This is a genomic window from Scytonema millei VB511283 (assembly GCF_000817735.3).
Classification (GTDB): domain Bacteria; phylum Cyanobacteriota; class Cyanobacteriia; order Cyanobacteriales; family Chroococcidiopsidaceae; genus Chroococcidiopsis; species Chroococcidiopsis millei_B.
This window is the reverse complement of the sequence record NZ_JTJC03000002.1, coordinates 218,718-245,274: the sequence shown is the minus strand read 5'-3', so window position 1 is coordinate 245,274 and position 26,557 is coordinate 218,718. Positions and strand designations below refer to the sequence as shown.

The following is a 26,557-nucleotide window of genomic DNA, read 5'->3' as shown; positions in this document are numbered from 1 at the left end:
ACATGCGATCGCATTTACGTCATTAAAATTAGCCGCATTGGATCTAGCCTAATATACCAGGGAAACGATCGCCCTTTCAGAATCTCCCACTTTTCCTTAAAAACTTCTGCTTGCAGGTGATAATCGCTGGGGTTTGTTGGCTGTTGGTACAACTTGAGATATACAGTCATACGATGGGGAGTTTCGCTAGTTTGAGCTAAAAAACAAGGAAAAGTATTTTCGCGGTTTGAGTCAGTCGTGAAAATAATTTGATGGGCGCGAATTCCTACATATTTTAATTGTTCGGAAATAGATTCTGTAACCTGTAACTCTACTCCCCAATCTGTTGCTTTTACCATTCCATCAACAGCAATCTCGGCACGAGAAAAGTTTTTACATCCAGTTAATTGAGCTACGCTGTAAGTTTGAGGACGTTCAAATATATCGTATTTGGAACCGCTAGCGATCGCAATTCCTTTTTCCATGACCAATAAATTTTGACAAACTCGATAAGCTTCTTCTAAATTATGGCTGACAAACAGAGTTACACCTTGATAATTAGACAGAATAGAAATTAATTGCTGTTCTAATTGACTGCGTAAATGAGTATCTAAAGCTGAAAACGGTTCGTCCAATAACAATGCTTCTGGTTGACTGGCTAAAGCCCGTGCTAAAGCGACTCGCTGTTGTTGTCCGCCGGAAAGTTGATGGGGATAACGATTAGCACAACCATGTAGTTGCATTGATACAAGTTGAGTTTCTACGACTTGGATAATTTGTTTTTTTGGCGTAGCTTTTGGTAAACCGAAGGCAATATTTTGTCCTACTGTTAGGTGAGGAAATAAAGCATAGTTCTGAAAAAGAAAACCAATTTTGCGATCGCGTGTGGGAAGATTAATTTGGCGTTGAGAATCAAACAGCACCCGCCCATTTAACTCAATTTTACCAGCATTAGGCGTTTCAATCCCTGCCAGACAGCGCAAAATCATACTTTTACCTGCGCCAGAAGCTCCCAAAAGTCCTAATGGGCGATCGTCATTACTAAAAGTTACATTCAGATCGAATTCTGCTAATTGTTTTTGAATATTTACAAATAATTTTGATTCGGTAATTGGTATTTGCTCCCCAGTTCCCGACTCCTGTACGGGAGGGTTTGGAAACCCACCCCTACCGACTCCCGAATGTCTTCTCGTTTCTTGCCAAAAATTGACTGCTACAATCCCAGACAGAGAAATCATGATGATGACTAGCACCCATCCCCAAGCTTCTTGCATCGATCCGCCTTCAACTGAGAAGTAAATAGCCATCGGAATAGTTTGCGTTTGTCCTGGGATATTACCTGCTAACATTAATGTTGCACCAAATTCTCCTAACGCGCGGGCAAAAGCTAGCGTCGCACCACTAATAATTCCAGGAATTGCTAAAGGAAAGCTGACACGCCAGAAAACAGTCCATTCAGAAGCACCTAATGTTCTTGCTACACGAATTAAATTTGCGTCGATTTGTTCAAATGCTCCCAAGGTAGTCTTGTACATTAATGGAAAGGCTACTACTGTAGCGGTGATGACGGCTGCATACCAGGTGAAGACAATATTGAGATTAAAAGCGGCTAAAAATTGTCCTAGTATGCCGTATTTTCCAAATAGTACTAGTAATAAAAAACCTACTACTGTTGGTGGTAAAATGAGAGGCAAGATAAATATTCCCTCAATTATCGATCGCCACTTACCTCGATACCCTAGCATCCAATAGGCGGCGATAATTCCGAGAAAGAAAGTAATAGTTGTGGCAATTAAGGAGGTTTTTAGAGAAATCCATAGAGGGGAAATGTCATTGAACATTTATCTTTCTCTGGCGTAAGTTTGGCGATTCTCTTTGCATCTTTGCACGAAGTCAAATAGGGTCTTAATATCTATTTTGGAGTGACACCTATTTCTTTGCAGCGATCGCAACTCGGTTGTGATTTGAGGATTGTAAGCTAACTAAAATATATGTAGCAGTCCTATTTGCTACATGTAACTCAAGCTTAGGATAGAAAGCAATAGATCGCGCGATCGCCAGAACAAGGATTTAATGGTTGGCGATTGGGAATTTGTGGTTAACAATTGCCTCTTGTGGCTTACGACTGGTAACGTGTTGTGCGAGTGCGCCGAGGCTGACAAAGATTGCAATGAGGGTGACGATCGCCCCTAGTACGGGAACAGTTGTCAGCAGAACAAATCCTAATAAACCAATCCCCAGCGCTACAAATTGTCGTACTGGGGGTTGTATGGGAGTACTAGGTTGTAATTTTTGCAATAGCCAGCTTCCGGCTAATAAGCTAAAGACAATCTGCGGCACAAAACTGGCAAAAGCGATAAAGCTGACTGCGAGAGCAAGATTCGCGACTATTCCCAATCCCAAGACTGGTGGAACGAGACTAGGTAGAGCGATCGCTAAAAGAATAGAAAGTATAACAGTTACAGTGGCGATCGCGATCGTACCTACTCCAACTGCCACAAATGCTAGTATCCCCCAACCTAAATTCGATAACGGTTTAGCTTTGACTCTTGTAGCTAAATTGTGCGTCCAAGTGGGGACAAATCGCAGCAACAACCAACCAACGAAGAGTAAAGCCAATAGGCGCTGAATCTGCCAAATTGCTTCCCTAACTGGATTTGATGTAGGTGCAATTTGATGTTGTTCTAATGCTTCTCCTACAACTCCACCCCCAATCTTTGCTCTTGGGCTAATTTGAGCCGTAGTCGCAGATTTATAATTGACTTTGCCACCAACTTGTGCTGTGTCTGTCAGGGTGAAACCTGGTTTAACTGGCGCTACTGTTACGGGGGGTTTAGGCACAAAGGGAATTTCAACCAACTGGGGATCGCCTACTGCTGTGGCTTGCATATTTCTGCCGACGCTTCCCCTCAGTTCCAAGGCATTTGTTGCCGCGATCGCATCGTGTTTTATACTTCCAGCTAACAAAGCTTGGTTAGCAAAGATAGTTAAGTCGCCACCTATATTACTGCCAGTTTGATTTTCCCAACTGAAACCAGCCGCGATCGCATCGTCTGCTATCCGTGCTTTTGGCTGGAGAATTAACACCTGTCCAGCCAGTCGCGCATCATCGCCTACACTGCCATTAATTGTAATAACTTGTCCTGCTGCAATTAAGTCGCCTTCAACCCTGCCATTCAGGGTAATTTGTTTCGCTGCCAAAACCGCATCGCCTTTGACAGTACCATTCAGCAAGATTGTCTCCCCAGCCAAATACACGTCATCATGAATAATTTGTTCAGCAGCGATCGTGACTTGCTTGCCACTCGCGGCATCCTTTGCCCAACTTGGTGTAACGAAGAATAGCACCGATAGCAGTACCAAAGCGCAGAGAAATTGAATCAGTTGTTTTGTGGCAAAGTGCCAGCCTTTGCTGCTGTTCATTAGGCTCGCGGCTCCATCTCCATCTGTCTTCACTCTTATGAAGGTATTTGTCTCACTCTTAAGTTAGATAACAAAGTTGAGGAAGTTGTGAGGATAGCCGTTCGATCTGGAAAGTTGGAGCGCGATCGCGCTAGATTTTTGCCATAGGTGTCATTAATTACAAGTTAAGATGACCGTGCTTTTTTACCTCAACGTTTACCTATTTTATTTTAATTTTTTCTTCACAAGTTCATAATATTTTTTGATGAAAATTATACAAGAAAATTAACTATTGGTTGGCTAGTTAGCATATATTCTCTATTAGATGGAGTAAGAGCTATATGAGAGCGATCGCCGCTCCGAGCGAACTTGCCTAAATTCATGTTCTGACTTTCCAAAAAATTAAGATGGCAGCTGAATTTTACTACAATAAATGCAGATATACGTGTTGCGTGGTTGACAATGCATCAACTCAAGAACTCAGAATTAGAAACGAACGTGGAGAAATTTTAGCAGTAGAAAAAGGTAAAAAAATCGGTTTACGCGGAAAAAGAAGAGAAGTCTCTAAACAAGTAGATGTTTCTCAACCATATGAGTTTAATTTAATCAAAGCTGCTATAAATGCTCTAGAAATAGCAGATAAAGATCGGCTGCTTTTGGAACAAGCAGCCGTTATCGAGCAACAAAATGAACAGGTCGAAATACTCAAGCAAGAACTAGAGATTTTTCGTCAAAATAAAATTTTATCGCTAGAGCAAGAAGATAAATTGTTGCATTTGCAAAATCAACTCAAAGAGCATGAGTTTTTGGTTGAGAAACAAAAGAAGAAAATTTTAAAACTTGAAGACGCACAAAGTCAGTTTCCACAAACTATTTCTTTAGAAAATGCCGAGAAACAAGTTAAGTCCAAGCTAGGACTTGTAGCGTGGAATTGCTTGCACCCAGCTAGCCAAAGAGATTTACGCAACGCCTACAGATATTACAAAATGATAAAGACAGAAGAGTTCACCACTTCTGCCGATTATTCCGATGCAGGACATCCCTTGGGATTAGTAGCAGAAAGAGAAATTGTTAATCCTTTTTTCAAGCAACTTTATCAGTTCTTGTTAACTAAAAATACCTCTGTTAGTTTTTTTGAAAAGGCTTCTATTCTGCTAGGAAGCATTAATCTAATCGTTGATGGAGAATACACGCTAGGAGATCTACGAATCTTGTTATCTCAGCAGTGGCAAACTTTTACAAAATTTAGCTTGCAGCAAGAAAATAGACCTAATACTAATTTATACTACACCGTTGAACGTAGCGATAAAATTAGTCAGGCTGACCGACTGTTAGTGCAACAATTCTTGCAACAATGGAAACACCCCTTATCCCTGTGGTTAGCTCAAAGTTATGCAGCTGCTTCTACCATAGATCAAATAAGAAAATTACGTAATATTGCTGCCCATTCAAATTCTATGCACTTATGGCAGTTCACAGAATTATGGTTTCTGTTGGTTGGCAGTAAAACCCGTAAAGGGGTGTTGCAAGAAATTCATAACAACAGGTCTCTCACCGAAAATGTTTGTCATGCAGTAAAAGAGAAAGCAGTAACTTTTAACTATTTTCCGACATACTCAAGTATATAACAGTTGTATTCTATCGGTAGAATTTAATTGGAGGGTGAACCATGCCTACCCTCCTATCTGTTTTCTGTAATTGTCATTTAGCAACTATAATTCGATAACCAACATCAAATTCTGTAAATTCTAAATATTTGCCATATTTTATCTGCCATTCACCACTTGCTAAATCTGCTTCTAGTTGCTTCACACCCGTCTCCACCAACTGAGGATCGGTTAAAGCAAAAGCTGACATACTCGCCCGAATTTCAGAATTTAAATACATTTTTGGTTGCTGCCAACCTGCGGCAAGAAACAAATCTGTTAAATCTGGTGGTAAAGGAAAACGGTAGATATCTACTGTCTTTTTAAGATGAGTTTGAATAAACGATACAATATATTCCAGGGGGAAAAATGAGTCTTCATCATATTCCCAAAGAAACGGAAAATAATCATCCAACCAAAAATCTTTTCTAGCTTGAGAATCATAAGTAAAAAAAGCGGTCGCCCCCGTCCTGACAACTCGATGTATTTCCAACAAAGCAGCTTCTAAATCTGTAAAATGATGTAAAGACAAAATACAAATCGCTGCATCAACTGAATTATCGGGTAAAGGAATTGCCTCTGCACATCCATCAACCCACTTCATTTGAGCATGAGGTATAGCCTGAGAACGCATCACCTCAGAAGGTTCGACAGCATAGACTAAAAATCCTCGTTCTGCGATCGCCCGACTATATCCTCCCGTACCCGCACCAATATCGGCGATCGTACTACCAGGAGGCAACTGGAGGACACTCAGGATGAAATCTACAATCCGGCGATCTGGAAACCGAAATTGCGAATAAGACTTGCCGATAACATTATAAATGGACATGGTAATGGGTAATTGGTAGTTGACAGTTGACGGTAGACGCTACGCTACACTGCGTGAAGACAGTTGACAGTTGACAGTTGACAGTTACCAGTAAAGAGTAACGAGTATTTTCTCCCTCAGCTCCCTCAGCTCCCTCAGCTCCCTCAGCTCCGCGACTCTCTCTTCTCCCCCTTGTCCCCCTTATTCCCTCACTCCTCACTCCTCGCTCCTAGATAAAAATTCTGCAATCGCTTGGAAAATTTCAGAAAGTCGGCAAAATAGATAACAGGTAAGAAAATCTTAAATTATCTAAACTGTAGTCCAAATATCATTCCTAACTCTGCTAAGTAGCGTGGCACATGAATAGTTTGTTTCTATCTCGACTGCATAGCCCAGAACGCCCAGTAATTGTATTTGACGGCGCGATGGGGACGAATTTACAATCGCAAAACTTGACGGCTGAGGATTTCGGCGGTTCCCAGTACGAAGGCTGTAATGAATATCTCGTCCATACTAATCCCGAAGCAGTGGCAAAAGTGCATCGCGACTTCTTCGCTGCTGGTGCGGACGTGGTGGAAACCGATACCTTTGGCGGGACATCCATCGTTTTAGCAGAGTATGACTTAGCGGATAAAGCCTATTATTTAAATAAAACCGCAGCAGAACTTGCCAAGCGAGTAGCCGCAGAATTTTCTACCCCAGAAAAACCACGCTTTGTAGCGGGTTCGATGGGACCTGGAACCAAACTGCCAACTTTGGGACACATCGACTTCGACACGATGAAAACGGCTTACGTCGAACAAGCCGAAGCCTTGTATGATGGTGGTGTCGATCTATTCATTGTCGAGACGTGTCAAGACGTACTGCAAATTAAAGCAGCCTTGAATGCGATCGAAGAAGTGTTTGCTAAAAAAGGCGAACGCCGTCCCTTAATGGTTTCTGTAACGATGGAATCGATGGGGACGATGCTAGTTGGAACGGAAATCAACGCCGCGCTAACAATTCTAGAACCCTATAAAATTGACATTCTCGGTCTGAACTGCGCCACGGGTCCAGACTTGATGAAACCACACATTAAATATTTGTCTGAACATTCGCCTTTTATCGTTTCCTGTATTCCTAACGCGGGTTTACCGGAAAACGTCGGCGGACAAGCGCATTATCGTCTTACACCGACAGAATTGCGGATGCATTTGATGCATTTTGTGGAAGATTTGGGTGTCCAAGTAATCGGGGGTTGCTGTGGGACACGTCCAGCACACATTCAACAACTGGCTGAAATTGCTAAAGAATTAAAACCAGGGGTGAGAAATCCGCAACTAGAACCCGCAGCAGCATCGATTTATAGCACTCAACCCTACGAGCAAGATAACTCTTTCCTCATAGTCGGGGAACGCTTAAACGCCAGTGGTTCTAAAAAGTGCCGCGATTTACTCAACGCAGAAGATTGGGATGGATTAGTATCGATGGCAAGGGCGCAGGTTAAAGAAGGCGCGCACGTCCTCGATGTTAACGTGGATTATGTAGGACGAGATGGCGAACGGGATATGCACGAATTAGTGTCCCGTTTGGTGAATAATGTCACTCTACCTTTGATGCTAGACTCTACAGAATGGCAAAAGATGGAGGCGGGATTAAAGGTAGCTGGGGGTAAATGCATCCTCAACTCCACCAACTATGAAGATGGGGAAGAAAGATTCCTCAAAGTTTTGGAATTGGCGAAAAGGTATGGCGCTGGTGTCGTCATTGGTACGATTGATGAAGACGGGATGGCACGGACGGCAGATAAAAAGTTTGAAATTGCCCAGCGTGCCTACAGACAAGCAGTAGAATACGGCATTCCTGCCCGCGAAATCTTTTTTGATACGCTTTGTTTACCAATTTCGACGGGGATTGAAGAAGATAGAAAAAATGGTAAGGCGACAATTGAAGCGGTGCGTCGCATTCGTCAGGAATTACCAGGCTGTCATATTATGTTGGGTGTTTCCAACGTTTCCTTTGGTTTGAATCCAGCAGCGCGGATCGTACTCAATTCCATGTTCCTACACGAAGCAATGCAGGTAGGCATGGATGGGGCGATCGTCAGTGCAAGTAAAATTTTACCATTGGCAAAGATTGAGGAAAAACATCAAGAAATTTGCCGTCAGCTGATTTACGACGATCGCAAATTTGAAGGTGATGTCTGCGTTTACGACCCCTTAACTGAGTTGACGACGCTATTTGAAGGGGTAACAACGAAGCGCGATAAAGGTGTAGATGAAAATCTTCCGATTGAAGAACGCCTCAAACGTCACATCATCGACGGCGAACGGATTGGTTTAGAACAAGCCTTAGCCGAAGCCATGAAGCAATATCCACCTTTGGATATTATCAATGTCTATCTACTTGATGGCATGAAAGTTGTCGGCGAACTGTTTGGTTCGGGACAAATGCAACTCCCGTTCGTGTTGCAGTCGGCGGAGACGATGAAAGCAGCCGTGGCTTATCTCGAACCCCACATGGAAAAGTCGGAAGGTGGTAACAGCGCCAAAGGAACCTTTATTATTGCTACGGTGAAGGGTGATGTCCACGACATCGGCAAGAATTTGGTAGATATCATCCTGTCCAACAACGGCTACAAGGTGATTAACCTGGGAATTAAGCAGCCTGTAGAAAATATCATCAATGCTTACGAACAGCACAAGGCTGATTGTATTGCCATGAGTGGCTTGTTGGTAAAATCCACCGCCTTCATGAAAGAGAACTTGGCGACATTCAACGAAAAAGGAATTACCGTTCCGGTAATTTTAGGTGGTGCGGCGCTAACACCTAAGTTTGTCTATGAAGATTGCCAAAACACTTACAAAGGTAAAGTCGTTTACGGCAAAGATGCTTTTTCAGATTTGCATTTCATGGATAAATTAATGCCAGCGAAGGCTACAAGTCAATGGGACGATCTTAAAGGCTTTTTGGGTGAATCGGCTGACGCGGAAGTAAACGGGAACGGACACAAAGAACCTGCTATGGAATCCCCTGTACGGGCGCACAGCAGTGCGCCCGTACCTACCGAAATTGATACCAAGAGATCCGAAGCAGTAGCAGTAGACATAGAACGTCCGACACCGCCTTTCTGGGGGACAAAACTGCTGCAACCGCAAGATATTCCTTGGAATGAAATCTTCTGGCATTTAGATTTACAGGCTTTAATTGCCGGACAATGGCAATTTCGCAAGCCAAAGGAACAATCTAAGGAAGAATATCAGGCTTTCTTGAATGAGAAAGTCTATCCAATTCTAGAAGATTGGAAGCAAAAGATTGTCGCTGAAAATCTCTTGCACCCACAAGTGATTTATGGGTACTTCCCCTGTCAATCAGAAGGAAATACATTATGTGTATACGATCCACAAAACCATTCCCAACAGGTAACGACATTCGAGTTTCCCAGACAAAAATCCTTGCGCCGTCTGTGTATTGCCGATTTCTTCGCGCCGAAGGAGTCGGGAATTATTGATGTCTTTCCCATGCAAGCGGTGACAGTAGGACACATTGCTACAGAATACGCTCAAAAGCTATTTGCAGCCAACCAGTATACAGATTATCTCTACTTCCACGGGTTAGCGGTGCAATTGGCGGAAGCTTTAGCAGAGTGGACGCACGCCAGAATCAGGCGCGAATTGGGATTTGAGGCTGAAGAACCGGATAACATTCGAGATATGCTGGCGCAACGCTATCGCGGTTCGCGCTACAGCTTTGGTTATCCTGCGTGTCCGAATATTCAGGATCAATACAAGCAACTGGATTTGTTAGATACAAAACGGATCGATTTGTATATGGATGAAAGCGAGCAACTTTATCCCGAACAATCTACCACTGCCATTGTGACCTATCACCCAGTCGCAAAATACTTTAGTGCTTAAATTCAAGGGAACGGGCAACAGTTTTTTCTATTGCCTGTTGTTCATTCCCCGTTCCCTCTGATGCGACAGAAAGGATTTCAATTGGATCTAAGCAAAACTGTTGACGAGAAATTCCACAAAACATTGAACCTTAGGTAACAAATAACGGTTCGTGGGAAATACAGTATAAATTCCCACTTCATTCTCATCTTCATAGTCGGTAAGTAAACGTACCAACCGACCCGATGATAAATCTTGACTAGAGAGAAATTCAGTCACGCGACCGATCCCCAATCCTGCTATGACAGCTTTGTAAAGTGCTTCACCACTGTTAACGGCAAAATTTCCTCGCACGTCGATTTCTCTCAACCCAGATGCATCTCGAAACCGCCACTGGTTCAGGGTGGTTTTCCGAACGTTTAAGCTGAGACAATTATGATGGGCGAGATCGTCAGGACTCATTGGCGTACCATAGAGATCGAGATATTGCGGTGAAGCGCAGATAATCCGGCGATCGCATACCAGTTTTCTAGTCATTAAAGCAGAATTAGCTAACTCGCCAATCCGAATTGCTACGTCAATTCCTTCGTCCACAAGATCGGCGATATCATCAGTCAAAATCAGTTCGATCTTTACCTGGGGGTATTGTTCCAGAAATTGAGGCAGAAGGGTGAGAATACATTGATGCGCAAATAAAGTAGAACAACTGACGTGCAGGGTTCCTTGGGGTGCTTCGCTATGTTGCTTAGCTTCGCGTTCTGCTTCCTCAAGTTCTGCCAAAATGCTCAAACAGCGCTTGAGATAGCGATCGCCTACTTCTGTTAAGCTGAGGTTTCGGGTAGTGCGATGAAATAACCGCACGCCTAAATGGTCTTCGAGATGGCTAATGCGGCGACTAATTGCTGAAGGATTAAGTTGCAATTCTGCCGCAGCTTTGGCAAAGTTACCGCTTTTTACAACTTGCACGAAAACTTCTAGATCTTGGAGGCGATGCATCAGCAAGTCAAAAGTTAAAAGTCAAAAGTTAAAAGTCAAAAGTTAAAGTGCTGGGTGCTATTTTATTATTGCTATTTTTGCACGATACTGGTGTTTAAAAAAGCTATTGTCAATATTTTAAGCATGAATCTACACTTGAGCTATCGCAGATGTTTTGACTTGCCAAATTGCCGAGGTAGTTCATGAAACGCAACAACACGCGATCGCCTAGCCGTCGTCAACTCATTCAAACGGGAATTGCCAGCGTTGCTGGAGCTGCTACTGTGGGATTGACAAATAAAAGAGTTTCTGCTCAGAAAGTGGATGAATCTACACCTCAACGCTCTAGTTCTGGCGATCGCTTTGCGGGAAAAGTTGTCTTAATTACGGGGGCAACTTCTGGAATCGGTCGTGCAGCCGCGATCGCTTTTGCGCGTGAAGGGGCTGCTGTCGGCTTTTGCGGAAGACGGGAAGCATTAGGGCGCGAAATCGTAGCAGAAATCCAAAAAGAGGGCGGTAAAGCTGTGTATGTCCGCGCTGACGTACAAAAAGCAAATGAAGTAGCAGCTTTTGTCGAAAAAGTTGTCAATACCTACGGTCGTCTCGATATTGCTTTTAATAACGCTGGAATTGCGCCTCGAAAGCCATTGCACGAAATCTCAGAGCAAGAATGGGATGAGGTGATAGACACCAACCTTAAAGGTGTTTGGTTGTCGATGAAGTACGAGATTCCGCACATGATGCGTAACAAAAGCGGTGTCATCATCAACACTTCATCGATCCATCAGGTTGCCACTCGTCCGAATATGTCGCATTATGCTGCCAGCAAACACGGAATGCTGGGTTTAACTCAAGCCGCAGCAATGGAATATGGGCAAGCAGGCATTCGCGTTGTTGAAGTTGCACCTGGAGTTACAGATACTAGATTATTTCGCGATACTCCAGGTGGCAAGACTCCAGAAGGACGCAAGCGAGTAGACGAATCGATTGCTGGACTCAAGCGAATCGCTCAACCTGAAGAAATTGCTAAGCCCGTGCTGTGGTTAGCATCAGATGATTCTGCCTATATTACTGGTAATACATTACTGGTTGATGGTGGAATCGTTGCAGGATTACGCGGATAGCTGTGACAATACTATTGCTCTAATTACCTTAATAAACTCTTGTACGACAGGTGAAGATTCGTTCTGTCGCCACGCTACAGCCAATTTTAACTTAGGAAAATCATCGGATAAAGGTCGGTAAACCACTCCTTTCGCGCTCAAGTTTTGTAAATCGGCAAGCACAAATGCAATGCCAACTCCGGCGGCTGCTAATCCCAAGCGAGTTTGAGCGAGTGCAGCCTCTTGCACGATGTTGGGAACAAACCCCGCTCGTTCGCAGCATTTAATAAAATCAGCATACAGCACAGGAGCAAGCGATCGCGGATATCCAACCAGGGGTTGGTCGGCAAGTGATGCTATGGATAGTTGTTTTTGTCTAGCCAGCGGATGGGATGCTGACAGTGCAGCGATGTATGTCTCTTCATATAACGGATAGATGGCAAGAGACGGTTCGCGGATCGGCAGATAAACAAGCCCAACATCAATTTGGTGAGTGCGTAATTGCTCGACATGGGCTTCCGTTCCACCACTACTTAAGATCAAATCAACCTGCGGATAACGCTCTCGGTACGTGCTGAAAATTTTTGGCGCAAGGCTAAACAGCGTTGCTTCAGTCAAGCCAATCCTCACCCGTCCGCTTTGCCCGTCAGCTACCTGTCTTGTAACTTGTATGCCTTCTTCTACCTCACGTAGAACTCGGCGTGCTGTTTCGAGAAATTTCTGTCCGGCTGGAGTTAACTTTACCCAGTGTTTGGTGCGTTCCAATAATTGAATTTCTAAGCTATTTTCCAACGCTTGAATTTGTTTGCTTAATGCAGGTTGGCTCAAGTGCAATGTCTCAGATGCCCGACCGAAATGTAGTTCTTCAGCCACCGCGACAAAATATTTGAGTTGGCGGAACTCCATATCAGTTTGATTGTAATAACTATAAATTATTACGCCATATCTAATCTGAAATAGCAATCTTTTAACTTGCTTCTAATATGAAATATAGCGATTCAATTTGAGTCATGAACTTGTCTTTGTGGTGGTGAACAGTTAATGGTTAACAGTTGACAGTTAACGGTTAACTGTCAACTTCTGCGATTTACAAATTATTTAAGCTGGCTATTTTTGCATTGAGATCTTTGCATAGGGAGCGATTGATTTTAGTTTTTGTCTGCGTTGAACGATTTTTTAGAGAGTATTCATGACACGAAATATGCATTCAGCTGATTCTCATCCAGCAATTCCCCGTCGCACGGCAATTAAAATCATGGGACTTGGTGCTGTAACCACTGCCCTCACACCTTTAGTTTTTCATGGTGGACAAGCCAAAAGTCAAACGAAACCTAACTCAAAACAGTCCTCGCAACTGATTACCAAAGAGATCCCGCGCACGCAAGAGAGAATCCCCGCGATCGGCTTGGGAACCTTCATGGCGTTTGATGTCAAGCCAGAGCGATCGCGCGATAATCTTCAGCAAGTTATGCGCTGCTTTTGGGATGCAGGTGGACGTATAATCGATGTCTCACCACTCTACGGTCTGTCAGAGGTGAATATAGGTGAATTTGCTCAGAAGTTTGGCATGACCGACGATCTATTCATTGCGAATAAAATCTGGGCAACTGGCGAATTTTTGGGCGATCGCTCTCAAGCGCAGCGACAATTAGAGCAATCGATGCAACGATTGTCTCGCGATCGCCTCGATGTCATGCAGGTTCACAGCCTCGTGAATGTTGATGTCATCGTCCCTTTGCTACGGGCATGGAAGCAAGAAGGCAGAATCCGCTACTTGGGAATTACCCATCACGAACCAGTGTATTTTGCCGCAATGGAACGATGGATCGAGAATGGCGATTTAGACTTCGTGCAAGTCCGTTACTCGATCGCTCAACGTGCAGCGCAAGAGAGGATTCTACCAGCAGCAGCAGAGCGAGGAACGGCAGTTTTAGCCAATATGCCGTTTGAAAAGGCGCGTCTATTTGAATTGGTTAGAGGGCGACCCTTGCCCGATTTCGCCCGCGAGATTGACTGTGAGAATTGGGCGCAATTTTTCCTCAAGTATGCGATTTCTCATCCTGCTGTCACTTGTGCAATTCCGGCAACGACAAACCCAAATCATGTTGCCGAGAATATGGGGGCAATGCGAGGAGAACTACCCGATCGAGCAATGCGCGATCGCATGGTGAAGCACATGGAGAGCATTCCTGGTTTTGACAAACTGACTCAAACCCCTTGGTATCCAGGTAAGCAGTTTGCTGGATTGGTACGCCTGCCAAATCCACGTCCAATTGGATAACTTGTCAGGAGTTACGCACTTGAATGTTATGTTGTCATTCTGGGTGCAGCGAAGAATCTCTCATAGCCTTTTTTAATTGGGTGAGATACAAGATCTGTAGGGGCGCACAGAGAAAGCGCCCCTACGAATGTATTCCATCATAATGAGAATCCCTATCAGATGCTTTACTGGCATGTGTAAGTCCTAATTAATGATGATGTCGCATTTCGCCAATATCGGCGAACTCAGCGGCATCAGTCCGCAGTCAGGTGGAGCCGTTGTAGTGCGAACCAATCGACAAGGCGAACTAGAAGTTGTGGGACAAGTTCAGAACTTGTGAGTCTTCTGTTGCACTAATTCAGCGATCGAAGATATTACTGCTTCTACATCAAGGGGTTTGGCAAAATGACGCTGAAATCCGGCGGCGATCGCCCGCTCCCGATCTACATCTTGAGCATAAGCCGTTAGCGCAATGGCAGGAATCGCTGGCACTGATGACGAAGAGCGAATCGTACGAATTAGCTCGTAGCCGTCTGTTTCTGGCATTCCAATATCGCTGAGAAGAAGATCGGGGCGCGATCGTTCGAGGATTTGTAATGCTTCTGCGGCAGAGGTGGCGGTAGTCACGATCGCATCATTTTCTTCTAGAACAGTGCTGAGAAATTTGCACGTATCGGCATCATCATCGACGAGCAGAACTCGCACGTTAGCGAGAGAAATAGAGTTAATTATTTGGGAAGCGGGTTCTGCGATCGCATCTGATAGGATGCGTGGATTTTGCATCAGAGGAATTTGAACAGTGCAGGTTGTGCCTCGTCCTTCACCTTGACTATCTGCGCTAATTGTGCCACCGTGCATTTCGACGATTTGTTTGGCGATCGCCAGCCCCAGCCCTAAGCCACCAAATTTGCGCGTAGTAGAGCCGTCTTCTTGGCGGAAATACTCAAAAACATATGGCAAAAATTCGGGACTAATACCCTTACCCGTGTCTGTGACTTGGATTTGGGCAAATTTTGGGGAGTCGGGAGTCGGGAAAGAGAGTGGGACGTGTTTTTTCTCCCTCAGCTCTCTTCCCTCAGCTCCCTGCTCCCTGCTCCCTACCTCTTTGAGCGAGATCTCGACTCGCCCGCCGTGGGGAGTGAATTTGATGCCGTTGGATAGCAGGTTCCATACGACTTGCTGCAAGCGGGTAACATCGCCGAAGACTTGCAATGTGGGTGATGCAAGCATGACTTGCAGTTGAATGTTTTTTGCTTCGGCTGCCAGTCTCACAGTTTCCAAAGCGGATGAAATGACGTAAGCAAGACTGACGGGAGCGGCAGTGAACGCGATTTTGCCGCGCATGAAGCGAGAAATATCGAGCAGGTCTTCAATCAGTTGGACTTGTAATTGAGCGTTGCGTTCGATTGTAGCTAATGCTTCAGCGGTCTTGATTTCATCAAATTTGCGCGTTTGTAAAAGCTTAACCCAGCCCAAAATGGGGTTGAGGGGCGATCGCAATTCATGAGACAGCACTGCCAAAAATTCGTCTTTAAGGCGATTGGTTTGAATCAATTGTTGGGCTTGCTGCTGCAACGAATCGATTAAATGGGCGCGTTCGATCGCCACAGCAATTTGATCGGTGGCGGCTTTCATCAGGGCAATCTCTTCTGAGGTGAAGCTGGTGCGGGTGCTGCTAGCGAAGGAGAGCGTGCCTAATAGCCGTCCCCGCACGATTAGGGGCTGGCTTACATACGCTGTGATGCTCAGCGAACGGACAATATAGGCATTTGGCAAGGTAGACTGCTGGACGTTATTTACGACAATTTGCTGACATTCTTGTGCCACTAAGCCACAGATCCCTTGACCAAATTCCAGCCACTCAATTGCTGCTGCTGCTGCTGTGGAAATTCCTGCATAGGATTGCAAGCGTAGCATCTGACGGTTATGGCGTTCCTCAACCATGAAGTTGAAGTAATACTGTAAATCTAGTTGGAGAGAGAGTTTGTCAAACAAGCTGCTGATGAAGTTGAGAGGTTGCTCTGCTGAAAGTAGCCCATTGGTTGTTTCGTAAAGCAAATTCAATCTGGCGTGACGCTCTTGGAGTGACAGTTCTGCCTGCTTGCGCTCGTCGATATCTAACGCCACTCCCATCATATAAATCGCCTGTCCAGCTGCGTTATACGTGCAGCGTCCCTTAGCAGCAATCCAGCGTACCGTACCATCTGCCCATTGAGTTCGATACTCAACGTCATAGTCAACGCGATTGTCAATCGCTTGAGTAACAGCTTCATGCGTTCGCTGGCGATCGCTTGGATGTAGCGCATTCAGAAACACCGAGTAAGTGACTTTCGCGTCTGCTGCCAGACCAAACAATGCTTTACACTGAGTTGTCCAGGCCAAAGTATCGCTCTCTAAATCCCAGAACCACATCCCCTGTTTAGAAGCTTCTAGCGCCAGCCGCAGGCGCTCCTCGCTCGACTGTAGAGCTGCTTCGGCATGTTTGCGATCGCTGATGTTGGTGAATAGAATGGCAAACCTGCGATCTTGAGCTTCACCAATGCGGAAGGCGTTGACATCGAACCACCGATTCATTGCTTCAGAGCAATTTTCAAACCGCACGGTTTCGCCTGTCAGTGCCACTTTACCGTACATCTCAAACCAAGAGGCTTCGAGATTTGGTACGAGTTGCCGTGCTGTTTTGCCCACTGCTTGCTGGAGTCCCGTCATCTTTTCAAATGCTGGATTGATTTCGAGGAAACGGTAATCGATTGGTTTGCCGTTCTCGTCAAATAACATTTCGCAAACACAGAAACCTTCGTCAATTGTCTCGAACAACATGCGATATCGATGCTCGCTGTCGCGCAAGTCTATTTCAGCTTGTTTGCGATCGCTAATTTCGCGAAAATAGACTCCCAAACCCTCCACCGAGGGATAGGCATGAGCTTCAAACCAATTCCCGGTCGGCTCGTACAAAACTTCAAAATGTACCGCCACCCGTTCTGTCATCGCCCGTCGATATTGCTGCTCGACAACTTGACCGATTGTCCAAGGAAAAATTTCCCATTGCGTTTTACCCAAAAATGCTTCGGGTTCTAGGTTCGTCAATTGTTTTACCAATTGACTTGCTGCCTGATTGACGTAGGTAATCCGCCACTCGCGATCGAGCGCCAAATAAGCATCGGTCATGCTTTCCCAAGCAGTAACGATTCGCTGATTTGCTTCGCGCAAATCTTGCTCCAAACGCTGGCGCTCCGTCACTTCCTGCACCATGACATTGACACCAAGCACCCGTCCGTCTGCCTGCTTCAATGGGTTTAAGCTGACGATCCAATCCCGCTTGACTCCTGGTTGGGCGCGATTAATGCCATGAAACTCAAGATTTAGCCTGGGTTCGCCAGAGGCGATCGCCTGCCGATACAATGGCTCTAACTCATCTGCCTGTTCTGGCAAAATCTCCCGCAAAGTGCGCCCAATGTGTGCTGAAATCGGTAAACCGTTGATATCTGCTAAGTATCGATTGATGCGAACGAACCGTAAGCCTGAATCGACGAAGCACAAACCAATTGGGGCAGTGGTATAAATCGATTCTAGTTCAATCAGTTGTGGGTTGAGTGCCTCTCGATCTAGGAGCGATCGCCCGGTCGTCAATTGTTGTTCTGGCGTGACATCCCAAATCGTTGTCACTACGGAATATGGTACGGATTCATTAGCTTGAAATAAGGGCTGTGCATCTAACTTCAGCCACGCTAATTTTCCATCTGGACGATAAAAGCCCATGACAACATTTGTTACAGGCTGTCTCGATCTCCAAGCCGCGATCGCTGGATATTCTTCTAGCTCAAACGGCGAACCATCTTCATGAACGCTCTGCCAAAGCGGAGCGAACGTAGTTGCACCAATTAATTGCTCGGTAGTATAGCCCAAAATCTCTGCGGCTCTAGGGTTACAAGCGGCGATCGTGCCATCCGCCAGTTGCAGTACCATGCCTGGGGTTGTTTCTGGAGCAGAAACTTGTTGTAAGCGATCGCCCTCAAACACGTTTAAAATCTGAGACACAAAACTACTTCCGCTGCGTATTTTTTGAGCTGGCTTGAGCAACCGAATCGACTACCCCTAACACGCGATCGTCAAGTCCTAATCCATCAAAGTACTTACATACTATGAAAAACATCTATCTTAAGATAGATGATATATTTTTGCGACTGTAAGTGAAGATTAATTTGTAGTCAAGGCTTGCTAGTTAAAGTTTGGTACTGCACGTCATCAATTTTGCCCGCTTCGTATAAAGTTTGGGTAATTTCAGAAATTCTCAGTACGGCATGAGCGCGATAGCCGTTATCTTTGAGCCGATCTTTTACCCCTTCTTCATGGTCGATAAATACAACAATATCTTCCACATTTAAACCCGCCGATTTTAACTTTCCTGCTCCTTCCAGCGCGCTTTTACCGCTAATCAGAATATCGTCAACAACTACAACTGTCTCCCCTGGCTGAAAATACCCTTCGATCGCTCGCCTCGTCCCGTGGGCTTTAACTTCCTTGCGGGGAAAAATCATCGGGTAATTCATCCGCAATGCCAACCCTGTCGCGGTGGGTAAGGAACCGTAGGGAATTCCAGCAATGCGATCGAAGTTTAGAGTTTGTAAGATTTCTGCATAAGCGTTAAGAACTTGCTCGAACACCTGGGGATTAGAAATAATCGTGCGTAGATCGATATAGTAAGGAAATTCTGCTCCCGATGCCTGTACGTAGTTACCAAAGATAATGCAGCCAAGATCGTAGAGTTGCAAAATCAATTGGGTGTGGGGGTGTTGTTGCAACAAACAAACATTGGGAAACCACACATCACACTGAGAAGCACTTTTAACAACTGCGGTTCTAGCTTGCTCTACTTCTTGCCGCAAAGCTTGAATCTGACTAGCTGGGTTGTCTTGGCTCAAAACGTCTTGAGGTATGGGAACGAGTAATCCGCTCCCGTTGGAATTTAAGCCGGCGGCTAATAGTTGAGGTAAATTACTGACTTGCGCCCAAATACTCCGAGCCATAATCGTTCTTTCGGGAGTAATGGCTCGAATTTTGGCTAGTACGTCAGGGGAAGTGGTTCCAACTTCTAAACAGACTTGTTCGGGAGTCCCCCAGATTTTCGCTTCTTTGACTATTTGTAAGTAAAAGGGAGATTCAGGCGAAGGATATTGCTGTAATGCGATCGCCCCAGGATTAGAAGTACAGCACAATATAAATACTCCCTTGCCTGGATAAACTAAAAATGGTGCGATGCAATCTTGCCCAGGGTAAGGACTGAGGGTGACAGCATCTACCTGCCAGCGCTCAAATACTGTTTGGGCAAAAATTGTACTAGTGTTGAGGTCGCTGTGTTTGGCATCCAAAATAATTGGTATGTCGTCAGGAATGGCTTTGAGCGTCCGTTCTAGCAACTCCATACCAGGGACACCTAAAGCCTGATAAAAGCCCAAAGTCGGCTTATAGGCGCAAATTAAATCTGTCGTTTGGGCGATGACAAATTGCAACCAGTCCCCCAAATCGCCGATAATACTCTTCTCAGACCGATTTGAATTTTGGCGAGGCATCATTTCAGGATTTGGATCGAGTCCGAGAAACAATAAACTCTGATTGCGGGCGATCGCAGCGTTTAATTTATCGAAAAATGTCATATGCAGTTAGTAGGGAGCAGGGAGCAGGGAGCAGGGAGCGCACGAGCAGTTAATTTCGACTTACGACTTACGATTTACGACTTACGACTTCTTTTACTAATGTCTCTCATGTCAGTTTTCAAAAAATGGCGATCGCGATTGAGACAATTTTCGCTGAAGAATAGATTGTTTGCTCCTCTGTATCTCAGTTGTTTGCTACTGATTCTATTCCTTATCGTACAAGGTTGTCTGAATCTACTAGTAGAAAATCTCCATCAGCAAGCTTTTAGTTGGGTGACTCATTCTTTACTGGTAGAACAGAAAACGGAACAGCTTTTGAGTCATGCTTTAGATCAACAGACTTCGATTCGAGGCTATTTAATTACTAAAGATAAAGAATTACTCGATAATTACGATCGCGCTAATAATGCTTTTCATAGTAGTTTTAAATCTTTAAAAACATTGACAAAAGGAGATCAAGGCCAACTAGAGCAGCTCCAAATAATTGAATCAATTCATACAATTTGGCAGGATAGTTTTGTGCAAAGTGTCATAGCTGGTACTGCGAGTAAGACTTATCTACCTGGAAAGATTTTATTCGATCCCATGCGCGATGTTGTCAAAACTATGTTGCAGCATGAAGAAAAAATCCTGTCTCAACGCCAGCAGCAATTGCAGCAAATTAGCCAGATCAAAGCAGCGCTGGAAGTCTTCAACGTCTTCATAGCTAGTGTTGGAGTTAGCTGGAATTTATGGTTGTTACGCAAGCGGGTAGAAATTCCCCTACGCCATCTAACTCAAGTCAGTCAAGCTTGGCGGGCTGGTAAGCTGGAAATTCGGCTCGGTTATACTACATCAGATGAGATCGGACGGTTGGCTAGCGTACTCGATGAGATGGCAGCAGAAATTCGTCAGCGTCAAGAATACAGTCAAATGCGTAACCAACAGCTAGAAGATCTGATCTCTGCCCTCTCTCATGACTTGCGCACGCCTTTACTCGCCACTCGTAACACGTTGCGCCCGATGTTGAATGGGGCTTTTGGTTCTGTCGATGAGACTTGGAGAGAAATTCTAGAAGAATATCGCCAATCGAACGAGCAATTGCTGAAATTGGTAGATAATTTGCTGGATGTATCTCGTTATGAAGCTGGTGGCGGACAGCACTTAAACTGGGAACCCTTAGACTGGGCAAAGATTTGCTCTCAGGCTGTGGAGCTAATTTGTCAGATTCACGATCGCCAGCGTACTCCCACTATTTATATCGCTGCCTCACTCCCTACAGTCTACGGCGATCGGTTAGAAATTCAACGAGTGGTGCAAAACTTATTAGATAATGCCGCACGGGTCAGCCCACCAGATAAAGAGATTACAATCGAAGTCTGTTTGTTAGGAGGCGATCGCATTAAAGTCTCCGTTCGCGATCGAGGTCCTGGAGTTCCACCCTACGAAAAAGACAAACTCTTTCATCGCTTTATCCAGGGGAGAGGTAGGCGGGGTGGTGCAGGATTGGGTCTATATCTCTGCCGTCAGATCGTCGTTGCTCACGGAGGTACGATCGAAGTGGATAGTCTCTTAGGTGAAGGCAGTACCTTTTGGTTTACTCTGCCAGTTTCCTTGGCATTCGATGGGGAAGCGGGAGTCGGCAGGAGCGGGTTTCCAAACCTGCCCGTACGGGAGTCGGGAGTCGGCAGGGGCGAGGTTCCAAACCCGCCCGTACGGGAGTCAGGAGTCGGAGGAGTCGGAAACTAGTAATGAGTGGGTCTCAGGTAGAGGGTGCGGTACGAATTTTATTAGTCGAAGATCATGCTTTGATGCGTCGAGGGATGAAAGGACAGTTTGCCCTCGAACCCGATTTTTGTGTCGTGGGAGAAGCTGGTGATGGCATGGTAGCAGTTCAATTAGCTGCCGAGTTAGAACCAGATGTCGTATTAATGGATATCGATCTGCCCGTGATGGATGGGATCGCGGCAACTCAACAGATCAAAAGCGATCGCCCCACGACGCGAATACTCGCCTTAAGTGCTTTTGATAATGATACTCAAGTCATGGGCATGTTAGCCGCAGGTGCTGATGGCTATTGTCTCAAAACAATCGAATGGGAACAACTGCTAGCTGTAATTCAGTTAATTCAAACTGGTGGCGCTTATCTCGACCCGCAAATAGCCCGCAAAGTGGCAAGAATGCTCAAGCCTAGTCCGGTAATTCCCGCTAAAGAACAGCACCCCACCATCTCACCTGTTCCAGTTCTCAGCAGCCGCGAACGAGAAGTTCTCAAACTAATTGCTGAAGGACGCTCGAACCAAGAGATTGCCCAACAACTATTTCTTTCCCTTGGCACGGTCAAGTCTTACGTGCGGATGATCCTCAATAAATTGAGCGTTGACGATCGCGTTCAGGCAGCAGCTTTAGCCGTGCGCGAAGGACTAATTTAAATCACGTAAATTAAATTATACACATGGCATCTTCAATTAAAATCTTGTAGTGTTTGCCGCAACATCTTTGCTAATTCTGCCGGATTAGACACAATCGGCATCTGGCAATTTGCCTCTAGTTCAGACCACAAAATAAAAGGCTTGTCTATCTGAAGATAGAGTTGTTCTGGCGCAGGCAGACATATTATGAGGATGTCTGGATCGAATAGAGTTATCTCCTCACCAGTAGGAACCCCGTAGTAAGGTAAGACTTCTACCATTTGTTCGAGACAGTAGCGGCTCACACGTTGGACTGTTGCGACAAGTCTACCGAGAATCATGACCCGGCAAGGTTGCTTGCGATCGCACAATTGATGCAAAAATTGAGTCACGAACAGGTGTTTTTTATTTAATAGCAAATTTGTTAACTTAATCACACTAGACTGGATAGCTTGATTTACACCTCTATCAAGTGGATATCCAGGTGGCTATTTTTTTGGTGAAGAATGTAGCCTACAAGTATCCACTGGGTAGTTTTCCCCAAACTGTATCTAGCAATACTGTATTAATGCTTAACAGAATTAGGGGTTTCAGACAGTAGCTGTGGATACAACGGAACAGGTTTATCAACTCATCAAGCAATGGTGTTTTGCAGGCGATCGGTTTCAGGCGGGTGCTACTTTACGCCAGATTGCCGTCATTACTGAATGTTTGCCAGAAGTACCGGAACAGTTAACAGACAAGCAGCTTAAATACATTGTGCGGTGGATACAGGAAAATCATCCAAATGCTTACTTGTGGGCAATGGGTCAACGCTGTGTAGGTCATCCAGCCGCAGTCTGGGGTATGGGCTTACCGAATTTAGATTCAGTGATGCCGAGAATTGCTAGTAGTTTTTGAGCGAAAATCATGTCTGTAAATGCACTACTCTCACCAGTTGAATATTCTTTGGATGTTATCAAACACGAAGTCTTACATTTAGTACAAAAAGGAATTATTAGCCGCAGACAACCAATGTACGTCCTCTGCGAGTACATCCCAGTTAGAGATTGGACGGCTTTTGAGCGAGAATTGGAAAAACACGAGTACAACTTGCGCGATCGCATTGCCGATCTCCTCGATTGCGAACGCTGGGAAAATGATTAAACGAATGGTAAGGGACTAGGAAGGCGATCGCAGGGTAAAGGGAGGAAATTACTCTCGATCTATATTCCCCAGTTCCAAACGCCGAGCGTCAGATTTTATGCATTTATAATCAAATGATTTACTAAATATAGAAGTATACGTAGGGTGCGTTACGCCAAAGGCTAGCGCACCCTACTATATGTAACGTGTCTATTTGAGTCATTTGTCATTTGTGAAAGCACAGTTAGTATGTCACAGACAGATGAACGGTATTTTCACAATTGTTTTAGAGCCGCTATATTGCTAGAAATTATTAGAAAAGTCAGGCTAATGCACTCTAGCTTAAGTAAGAATAAAACCAGCTCAGGTCGTGAAAAACTTACTTCTTGAGGTACTGTGTGCTTATGTTTTAGATAGCTAGATTATATATATGAAATCACAATAAGCTGCATTAGCAATCGATCCTGCTAAAACGCTGCCACCACAAAGATAATTTGCTATTTTTGAATTAGGAAAGCAAATAAGTTTTCTCTATCAATTCAACGCAATTTTGAGGGAGAAAAGTTAGCGATCGCGCTTTCTAATTCTGCGTGCCAATTTGCCAGAAGTGAATCGCCATTAGGCAATGTCTTTGTATTTTTAACGCCATACATCAAGAAGAGCGTGAGGAAGGTAGCTTACATATGATTCAGGTTGTCAATTTAATTTCTCTTGTAGTAGAAGCAAGCATTTCCTACAAGTCTCGTCCATCGATCGCACTTACATTATCTCCCATGAAGTCTTTGAAACAAAAGTTAGATACTTTTGAGATTGCTCACCCCCGAGTTGCAAAATTGATTGCCAAAACAATTCCAGCTCAATGTCCTTTCGAGCGAGATATTATTCTATTCGGTCGTAAAATAGGACACATTCCGCCTCTATGTAAACTCAACCCTCTCTACGAGCAATTGGTCGGTTTGAGATTTCGTGCTTTATGTTACCTTGCCGACTGCTGCGGTGAAGACATTCAAGCATACTGCTGAATCAGTTAACAGTTAACAGTTGACAGTTATCAGAGATGTTACATGTAACGCCTGTACACAGTTATCAGTGTAGAGATACAGGATCTCGCTGTACAACCAGTTATCGCTATTAGTTTTAGTTTCTAGAGCAGCATTCGCCTCAAATTTGCGATCGCCTAGTAGAACAATATCATCATATCGATCTGGTGATCCTACCTGAGAATTGGTAATGGATCGGCCAGAATTCAGAATTCCCTGACAACCGACAACTGATAACTGATAACTGACAACTGACAACTGTTTATCGCGTTTGTTGGCTGAGTAACTTCATGGCAATCTCTAAACTCGATTTCATGCGGTTGAAAGAAGCTGCAAGGATACCGATTTCATCGTTAGAATTCTGCTCGAAATCTGCACTCATCTCTCCGGTGCTAACTCGCTCTGCGGTTCTAGACATTCTCTTAATCGGCTGAATTACAGATCGTTTTAAGAAGAAGTTGAGCCACAGCACGACGATCGCAAAAATTCCAAACAATATTCCCATAACTAGAGATAAAGAGCGTCTAGAACTCTCAAAGATCTCGCTCGAAGGTACAGAAATAATCTGTGCTGCTACAATTTCGTGCAGTTTCCAACCAAAACCCCACTCCGAGCCATAGGTAGCAATTTGGCTTTTAGGTGCTGCTTCTGGGGTAGAGTGACACCGCAAACAACTTTCTTTAGGTATTGCTAATGGTCGAGCAATGTAAAAGACTTCTCCGCCTGGTAAATTGCGAAAACCAGAAATTTCTTTAGTATTCGATTCGTTGCGAAAACGCTCGACAATTTTAGCTTCAAAAGCATCAGCTTTATCGCGTAGGTTGGTAGGATTGAGCGTGGCTTCTTTATAGAAAAAGTTGCGATACTCTTCGTTTTTACGTAAGTTTTCAAAGACTTCCGTAGCGGAGTAAGCTGGTACCGTTTCAGGAATAAATACTGGTTCGGTTTCGAGCTTAGGTGCAAGCAGGGGATTGATGCGATCGTTGGTATATGCTCTAACAGCATTCATCGCCTTGATCAGAATTGCTGCTTGAGAAGTGACTTCCCTTTCCGCTCTCTGTTCGAGTACCTTGGAGAGTGCCGCGCCACTGATGATAATCCCACCGATGAAAACTACGACCAACATTAAGCTAAATTTGGCAGTAAGCTTAAGATTTTTTAACATTTTGGCTTGTAAGTAGAGATTTATTTTACGATGGTAGAAGAAGTGTATATAATGCTACTTAAAATTATAAATTAATTTCATCTTTTCCCTGAATGGAGACCGCACCTCAACGATCCAGCAATACTATTAACTACAGCTGGGCGAAAATGAATTCCAGATATTCGCGTCGTCTCTTTTTACTTCAATTATTTTTCTTAGCAGCTTGTGGTTCGCGATCGCTACAAGGTGAGGGAGAAGAATTAATTATTGGTACAGTTAGCTACTCTGAAGGTCAACAGACTCTCAGCCAGTACGATCGCTTGATCAATTACTTAGGCGAGAAAACTGGTTCGTTGGTGAGGCTAGAGCCTGCCTTTAATGAGAATAAAGCCCTAGAACGGATTCGCAATCGCTCTTGGTCGTTGGTGTTTGCGCCTCCAGGCTTAGCGGCGATCGCCATCACCCAGCAACAGTACCGTCCCCTGTTTACCTTGGAAGGAGTGCAAAACTTACGCTCGATTTTGGTTGTTCAAGAAAACAGCCCCATTCGATCTCTAAAAGACTTAGCAAATAAAACAGTAGCCTTGGGTCAACCTGGTTCGGCAACAGGATTTTATTTACCTATTTATAATCTGTATGGTTTAACTTTAGCAGAAATTTTATTAGCACCTACACCAAAAACTATATTGAGTTTGGTAGCTGAAGGTAAAGCCGATGCCGGGGCGCTTTCTCAAAGAGAATTTAATGTTTATAAGACGCAGTTTCCTCAAATTTCTTTTCGCGTTTTATACACCGATCCGCACAGCGTTCCATTGGGATCTGTTTTAATTTCGCCAACTATCGAACGCAATCGCCAAGAATTTATTCGTCAAGTTTTAAGCGAAGCTGCTTCCGTTTTAGCGCAAGAAACAGGTTACGTTCCTACAGGTTCGATTCCAGACTATCGTTATATGATTTCTGTAGTCGAGCGTGTCAAAAGCATTTTTCCTTACGAACTGCAACCAGGAAGCGCCCAATTAAAACCTGCACGGTTGTTTAAAGGGTGAATGGTAGTTGGGAAGTGAGTCGCGATCGGTGAGTAGTGGGAAATGGAGTTTTAGAACTCACGCAGAATTACTCTTTTAGAGAGAAGTTCTGTCTGTTGGTATACCAT

21 protein-coding genes are annotated in these 26,557 nt (G+C 44.5%); 11 read left to right on the top strand and 10 right to left on the bottom strand.

The features are described 5' to 3' along the window. Positions 1-14: 14 nt before the first annotated feature. Both modB and QH73_RS08730 read right to left on the bottom strand, forming a co-directional pair. Entirely contained in the window at positions 15-1,820 is a 1,806-nt protein-coding gene (modB, locus tag QH73_RS08735) for a molybdate ABC transporter permease subunit (protein WP_039716725.1), read from the bottom strand. 229 nt (positions 1,821-2,049) lie between these two features. Beyond that, positions 2,050-3,402, bottom strand: coding sequence for a DUF8173 domain-containing protein (locus QH73_RS08730; protein WP_039717698.1), 1,353 nt, complete (start codon positions 3,400-3,402; stop codon positions 2,050-2,052). 386 nt (positions 3,403-3,788) lie between these two features. Between QH73_RS08730 and QH73_RS08725 the strand changes: the two genes are divergently transcribed. Continuing rightward, the gene (locus QH73_RS08725) at positions 3,789-5,009 is read left to right on the top strand and encodes a hypothetical protein (RefSeq protein ID WP_132866833.1); all 1,221 of its coding nucleotides are present in this window, start codon (positions 3,789-3,791) and stop codon (positions 5,007-5,009) included. A gap of 73 nt (positions 5,010-5,082) precedes the next feature. Here the strand turns inward: QH73_RS08725 and QH73_RS08720 are convergent, their stop codons facing one another. Beyond that, on the bottom strand, positions 5,083-5,859 hold the full coding sequence (locus QH73_RS08720) for a class I SAM-dependent methyltransferase (protein ID WP_039716727.1): 777 nt from the start codon (positions 5,857-5,859) through the stop codon (positions 5,083-5,085). Beyond that, positions 5,846-6,058 (bottom strand): hypothetical protein, encoded by a 213-nt coding sequence (locus QH73_RS08715; protein WP_132866832.1) that lies wholly within the window; start codon positions 6,056-6,058, stop codon positions 5,846-5,848. The genes QH73_RS08720 and QH73_RS08715 overlap by 14 nt, the downstream gene beginning before the upstream one ends. A gap of 139 nt (positions 6,059-6,197) precedes the next feature. Here QH73_RS08715 and metH point away from each other — a divergent pair, with 139 nt between their 5' ends. Continuing rightward, a complete protein-coding gene (gene metH, locus QH73_RS08710) occupies positions 6,198-9,734 on the top strand; it encodes a methionine synthase (protein ID WP_039716728.1) in 3,537 nt (1,178 codons plus the stop codon). Between the two features lie 87 nt (positions 9,735-9,821). Here metH and QH73_RS08705 read toward each other — a convergent pair whose 3' ends face one another. Next, a complete protein-coding gene (locus QH73_RS08705) occupies positions 9,822-10,709 on the bottom strand; it encodes a LysR family transcriptional regulator (protein WP_039716729.1) in 888 nt (295 codons plus the stop codon). Between the two features lie 182 nt (positions 10,710-10,891). Here QH73_RS08705 and QH73_RS08700 point away from each other — a divergent pair, with 182 nt between their 5' ends. Beyond that, a complete protein-coding gene (locus QH73_RS08700; protein ID WP_039716730.1) occupies positions 10,892-11,812 on the top strand; it encodes an SDR family NAD(P)-dependent oxidoreductase in 921 nt (306 codons plus the stop codon). Here QH73_RS08700 and QH73_RS08695 read toward each other — a convergent pair. After that, positions 11,801-12,697: a LysR family transcriptional regulator gene (locus QH73_RS08695; protein ID WP_039716731.1), complete on the bottom strand. Its 897-nt coding sequence runs from the start codon at positions 12,695-12,697 to the stop codon at positions 11,801-11,803. The two genes, QH73_RS08700 and QH73_RS08695, sit on opposite strands and share 12 nt — an antisense overlap. A gap of 283 nt (positions 12,698-12,980) precedes the next feature. Between QH73_RS08695 and QH73_RS08690 the strand changes: the two genes are divergently transcribed. Together QH73_RS08690 and QH73_RS28715 are read left to right on the top strand one after the other, a co-directional pair. Continuing rightward, on the top strand, positions 12,981-14,072 hold the full coding sequence (locus tag QH73_RS08690; RefSeq protein ID WP_201278052.1) for an aldo/keto reductase: 1,092 nt from the start codon (positions 12,981-12,983) through the stop codon (positions 14,070-14,072). A gap of 190 nt (positions 14,073-14,262) precedes the next feature. After that, on the top strand, positions 14,263-14,391 hold the full coding sequence (locus QH73_RS28715; protein WP_286194077.1) for a hypothetical protein: 129 nt from the start codon (positions 14,263-14,265) through the stop codon (positions 14,389-14,391). Here the strand turns inward: QH73_RS28715 and QH73_RS08685 are convergent. Both QH73_RS08685 and QH73_RS08680 read right to left on the bottom strand, forming a co-directional pair. Continuing rightward, on the bottom strand, positions 14,379-18,089 hold the full coding sequence (locus tag QH73_RS08685) for a PAS domain S-box protein (protein ID WP_052290184.1): 3,711 nt from the start codon (positions 18,087-18,089) through the stop codon (positions 14,379-14,381). The genes QH73_RS28715 and QH73_RS08685 overlap by 13 nt on opposite strands. A 170-nt stretch (positions 18,090-18,259) precedes the next feature. Then, positions 18,260-19,705 (bottom strand): bifunctional orotidine-5'-phosphate decarboxylase/orotate phosphoribosyltransferase, encoded by a 1,446-nt coding sequence (locus tag QH73_RS08680; protein WP_039716733.1) that lies wholly within the window; start codon positions 19,703-19,705, stop codon positions 18,260-18,262. Between QH73_RS08680 and QH73_RS08675 the strand changes: the two genes are divergently transcribed. Further along, positions 19,706-21,433, top strand: a complete 1,728-nt coding sequence (locus QH73_RS08675; RefSeq protein WP_236146952.1) for an ATP-binding protein — start codon at positions 19,706-19,708, stop codon at positions 21,431-21,433. Positions 21,434-21,435: 2 nt separating this feature from the next. Then, complete coding sequence (locus tag QH73_RS08670) at positions 21,436-22,116, top strand: response regulator (protein ID WP_039716734.1); 681 nt, start codon at positions 21,436-21,438, stop codon at positions 22,114-22,116. 32 nt (positions 22,117-22,148) lie between these two features. On the opposite strand, the gene QH73_RS08665 is transcribed toward QH73_RS08670, so the two are convergent. Continuing rightward, entirely contained in the window at positions 22,149-22,487 is a 339-nt protein-coding gene (locus tag QH73_RS08665; protein ID WP_309476465.1) for a hypothetical protein, read from the bottom strand. 211 nt (positions 22,488-22,698) lie between these two features. On the opposite strand from QH73_RS08665, the gene QH73_RS08660 reads away from it, so the two are divergent. The 3 genes from QH73_RS08660 (at position 22,699) to QH73_RS08650 (ending at position 24,242) form a co-directional block, all read left to right on the top strand. Continuing rightward, positions 22,699-22,995, top strand: coding sequence for a hypothetical protein (locus tag QH73_RS08660; RefSeq protein ID WP_015154263.1), 297 nt, complete (start codon positions 22,699-22,701; stop codon positions 22,993-22,995). Between the two features lie 9 nt (positions 22,996-23,004). Continuing rightward, positions 23,005-23,241 (top strand): DUF4327 family protein, encoded by a 237-nt coding sequence (locus tag QH73_RS08655; protein WP_039716735.1) that lies wholly within the window; start codon positions 23,005-23,007, stop codon positions 23,239-23,241. A 662-nt stretch (positions 23,242-23,903) separates the two neighbouring features. Continuing rightward, on the top strand, positions 23,904-24,242 hold the full coding sequence (locus QH73_RS08650; RefSeq protein WP_039716736.1) for a Mo-dependent nitrogenase C-terminal domain-containing protein: 339 nt from the start codon (positions 23,904-23,906) through the stop codon (positions 24,240-24,242). A 280-nt stretch (positions 24,243-24,522) separates the two neighbouring features. Here the strand turns inward: QH73_RS08650 and QH73_RS08645 are convergent, their stop codons facing one another. Beyond that, positions 24,523-25,425 carry a c-type heme family protein gene (locus QH73_RS08645; RefSeq protein ID WP_039716737.1) on the bottom strand — a complete coding sequence of 301 codons (903 nt, stop codon included), beginning with the start codon at positions 25,423-25,425 and terminating at the stop codon, positions 24,523-24,525. Positions 25,426-25,571: 146 nt separating this feature from the next. On the opposite strand from QH73_RS08645, the gene QH73_RS08640 reads away from it, so the two are divergent. After that, positions 25,572-26,450: a phosphate/phosphite/phosphonate ABC transporter substrate-binding protein gene (locus QH73_RS08640; RefSeq protein ID WP_039717702.1), complete on the top strand. Its 879-nt coding sequence runs from the start codon at positions 25,572-25,574 to the stop codon at positions 26,448-26,450. The last annotated feature ends 107 nt before the right edge of the window (positions 26,451-26,557 follow it).

What these genes read in the sequence shown, in the direction of transcription:
- QH73_RS08650 (WP_039716736.1), top strand. Translation starts at nt 23,904, where the DNA reads ATGATTCAGGTTGTCAATTTAATTTCTCTTGTAGTAGAAGCAAGCATT.
- QH73_RS08700 (WP_039716730.1), top strand. Translation starts at nt 10,892, where the DNA reads ATGAAACGCAACAACACGCGATCGCCTAGCCGTCGTCAACTCATTCAA.
- QH73_RS08705 (WP_039716729.1), bottom strand. Translation starts at nt 10,709, where the DNA reads ATGCATCGCCTCCAAGATCTAGAAGTTTTCGTGCAAGTTGTAAAAAGC.
- QH73_RS08725 (WP_132866833.1), top strand. Translation starts at nt 3,789, where the DNA reads ATGGCAGCTGAATTTTACTACAATAAATGCAGATATACGTGTTGCGTG.
- QH73_RS08690 (WP_201278052.1), top strand. Translation starts at nt 12,981, where the DNA reads ATGACACGAAATATGCATTCAGCTGATTCTCATCCAGCAATTCCCCGT.
- QH73_RS08675 (WP_236146952.1), top strand. Translation starts at nt 19,706, where the DNA reads ATGCAGTTAGTAGGGAGCAGGGAGCAGGGAGCAGGGAGCGCACGAGCA.
- metH (WP_039716728.1), top strand. Translation starts at nt 6,198, where the DNA reads ATGAATAGTTTGTTTCTATCTCGACTGCATAGCCCAGAACGCCCAGTA.
- QH73_RS08720 (WP_039716727.1), bottom strand. Translation starts at nt 5,859, where the DNA reads ATGTCCATTTATAATGTTATCGGCAAGTCTTATTCGCAATTTCGGTTT.
- QH73_RS08695 (WP_039716731.1), bottom strand. Translation starts at nt 12,697, where the DNA reads ATGGAGTTCCGCCAACTCAAATATTTTGTCGCGGTGGCTGAAGAACTA.
- QH73_RS08680 (WP_039716733.1), bottom strand. Translation starts at nt 19,705, where the DNA reads ATGACATTTTTCGATAAATTAAACGCTGCGATCGCCCGCAATCAGAGT.
- modB (WP_039716725.1), bottom strand. Translation starts at nt 1,820, where the DNA reads ATGTTCAATGACATTTCCCCTCTATGGATTTCTCTAAAAACCTCCTTA.
- QH73_RS08640 (WP_039717702.1), top strand. Translation starts at nt 25,572, where the DNA reads ATGAATTCCAGATATTCGCGTCGTCTCTTTTTACTTCAATTATTTTTC.
- QH73_RS08655 (WP_039716735.1), top strand. Translation starts at nt 23,005, where the DNA reads ATGTCTGTAAATGCACTACTCTCACCAGTTGAATATTCTTTGGATGTT.
- QH73_RS08670 (WP_039716734.1), top strand. Translation starts at nt 21,436, where the DNA reads ATGAGTGGGTCTCAGGTAGAGGGTGCGGTACGAATTTTATTAGTCGAA.
- QH73_RS08645 (WP_039716737.1), bottom strand. Translation starts at nt 25,425, where the DNA reads ATGTTAAAAAATCTTAAGCTTACTGCCAAATTTAGCTTAATGTTGGTC.
- QH73_RS08730 (WP_039717698.1), bottom strand. Translation starts at nt 3,402, where the DNA reads ATGAACAGCAGCAAAGGCTGGCACTTTGCCACAAAACAACTGATTCAA.
- QH73_RS28715 (WP_286194077.1), top strand. Translation starts at nt 14,263, where the DNA reads ATGATGATGTCGCATTTCGCCAATATCGGCGAACTCAGCGGCATCAGT.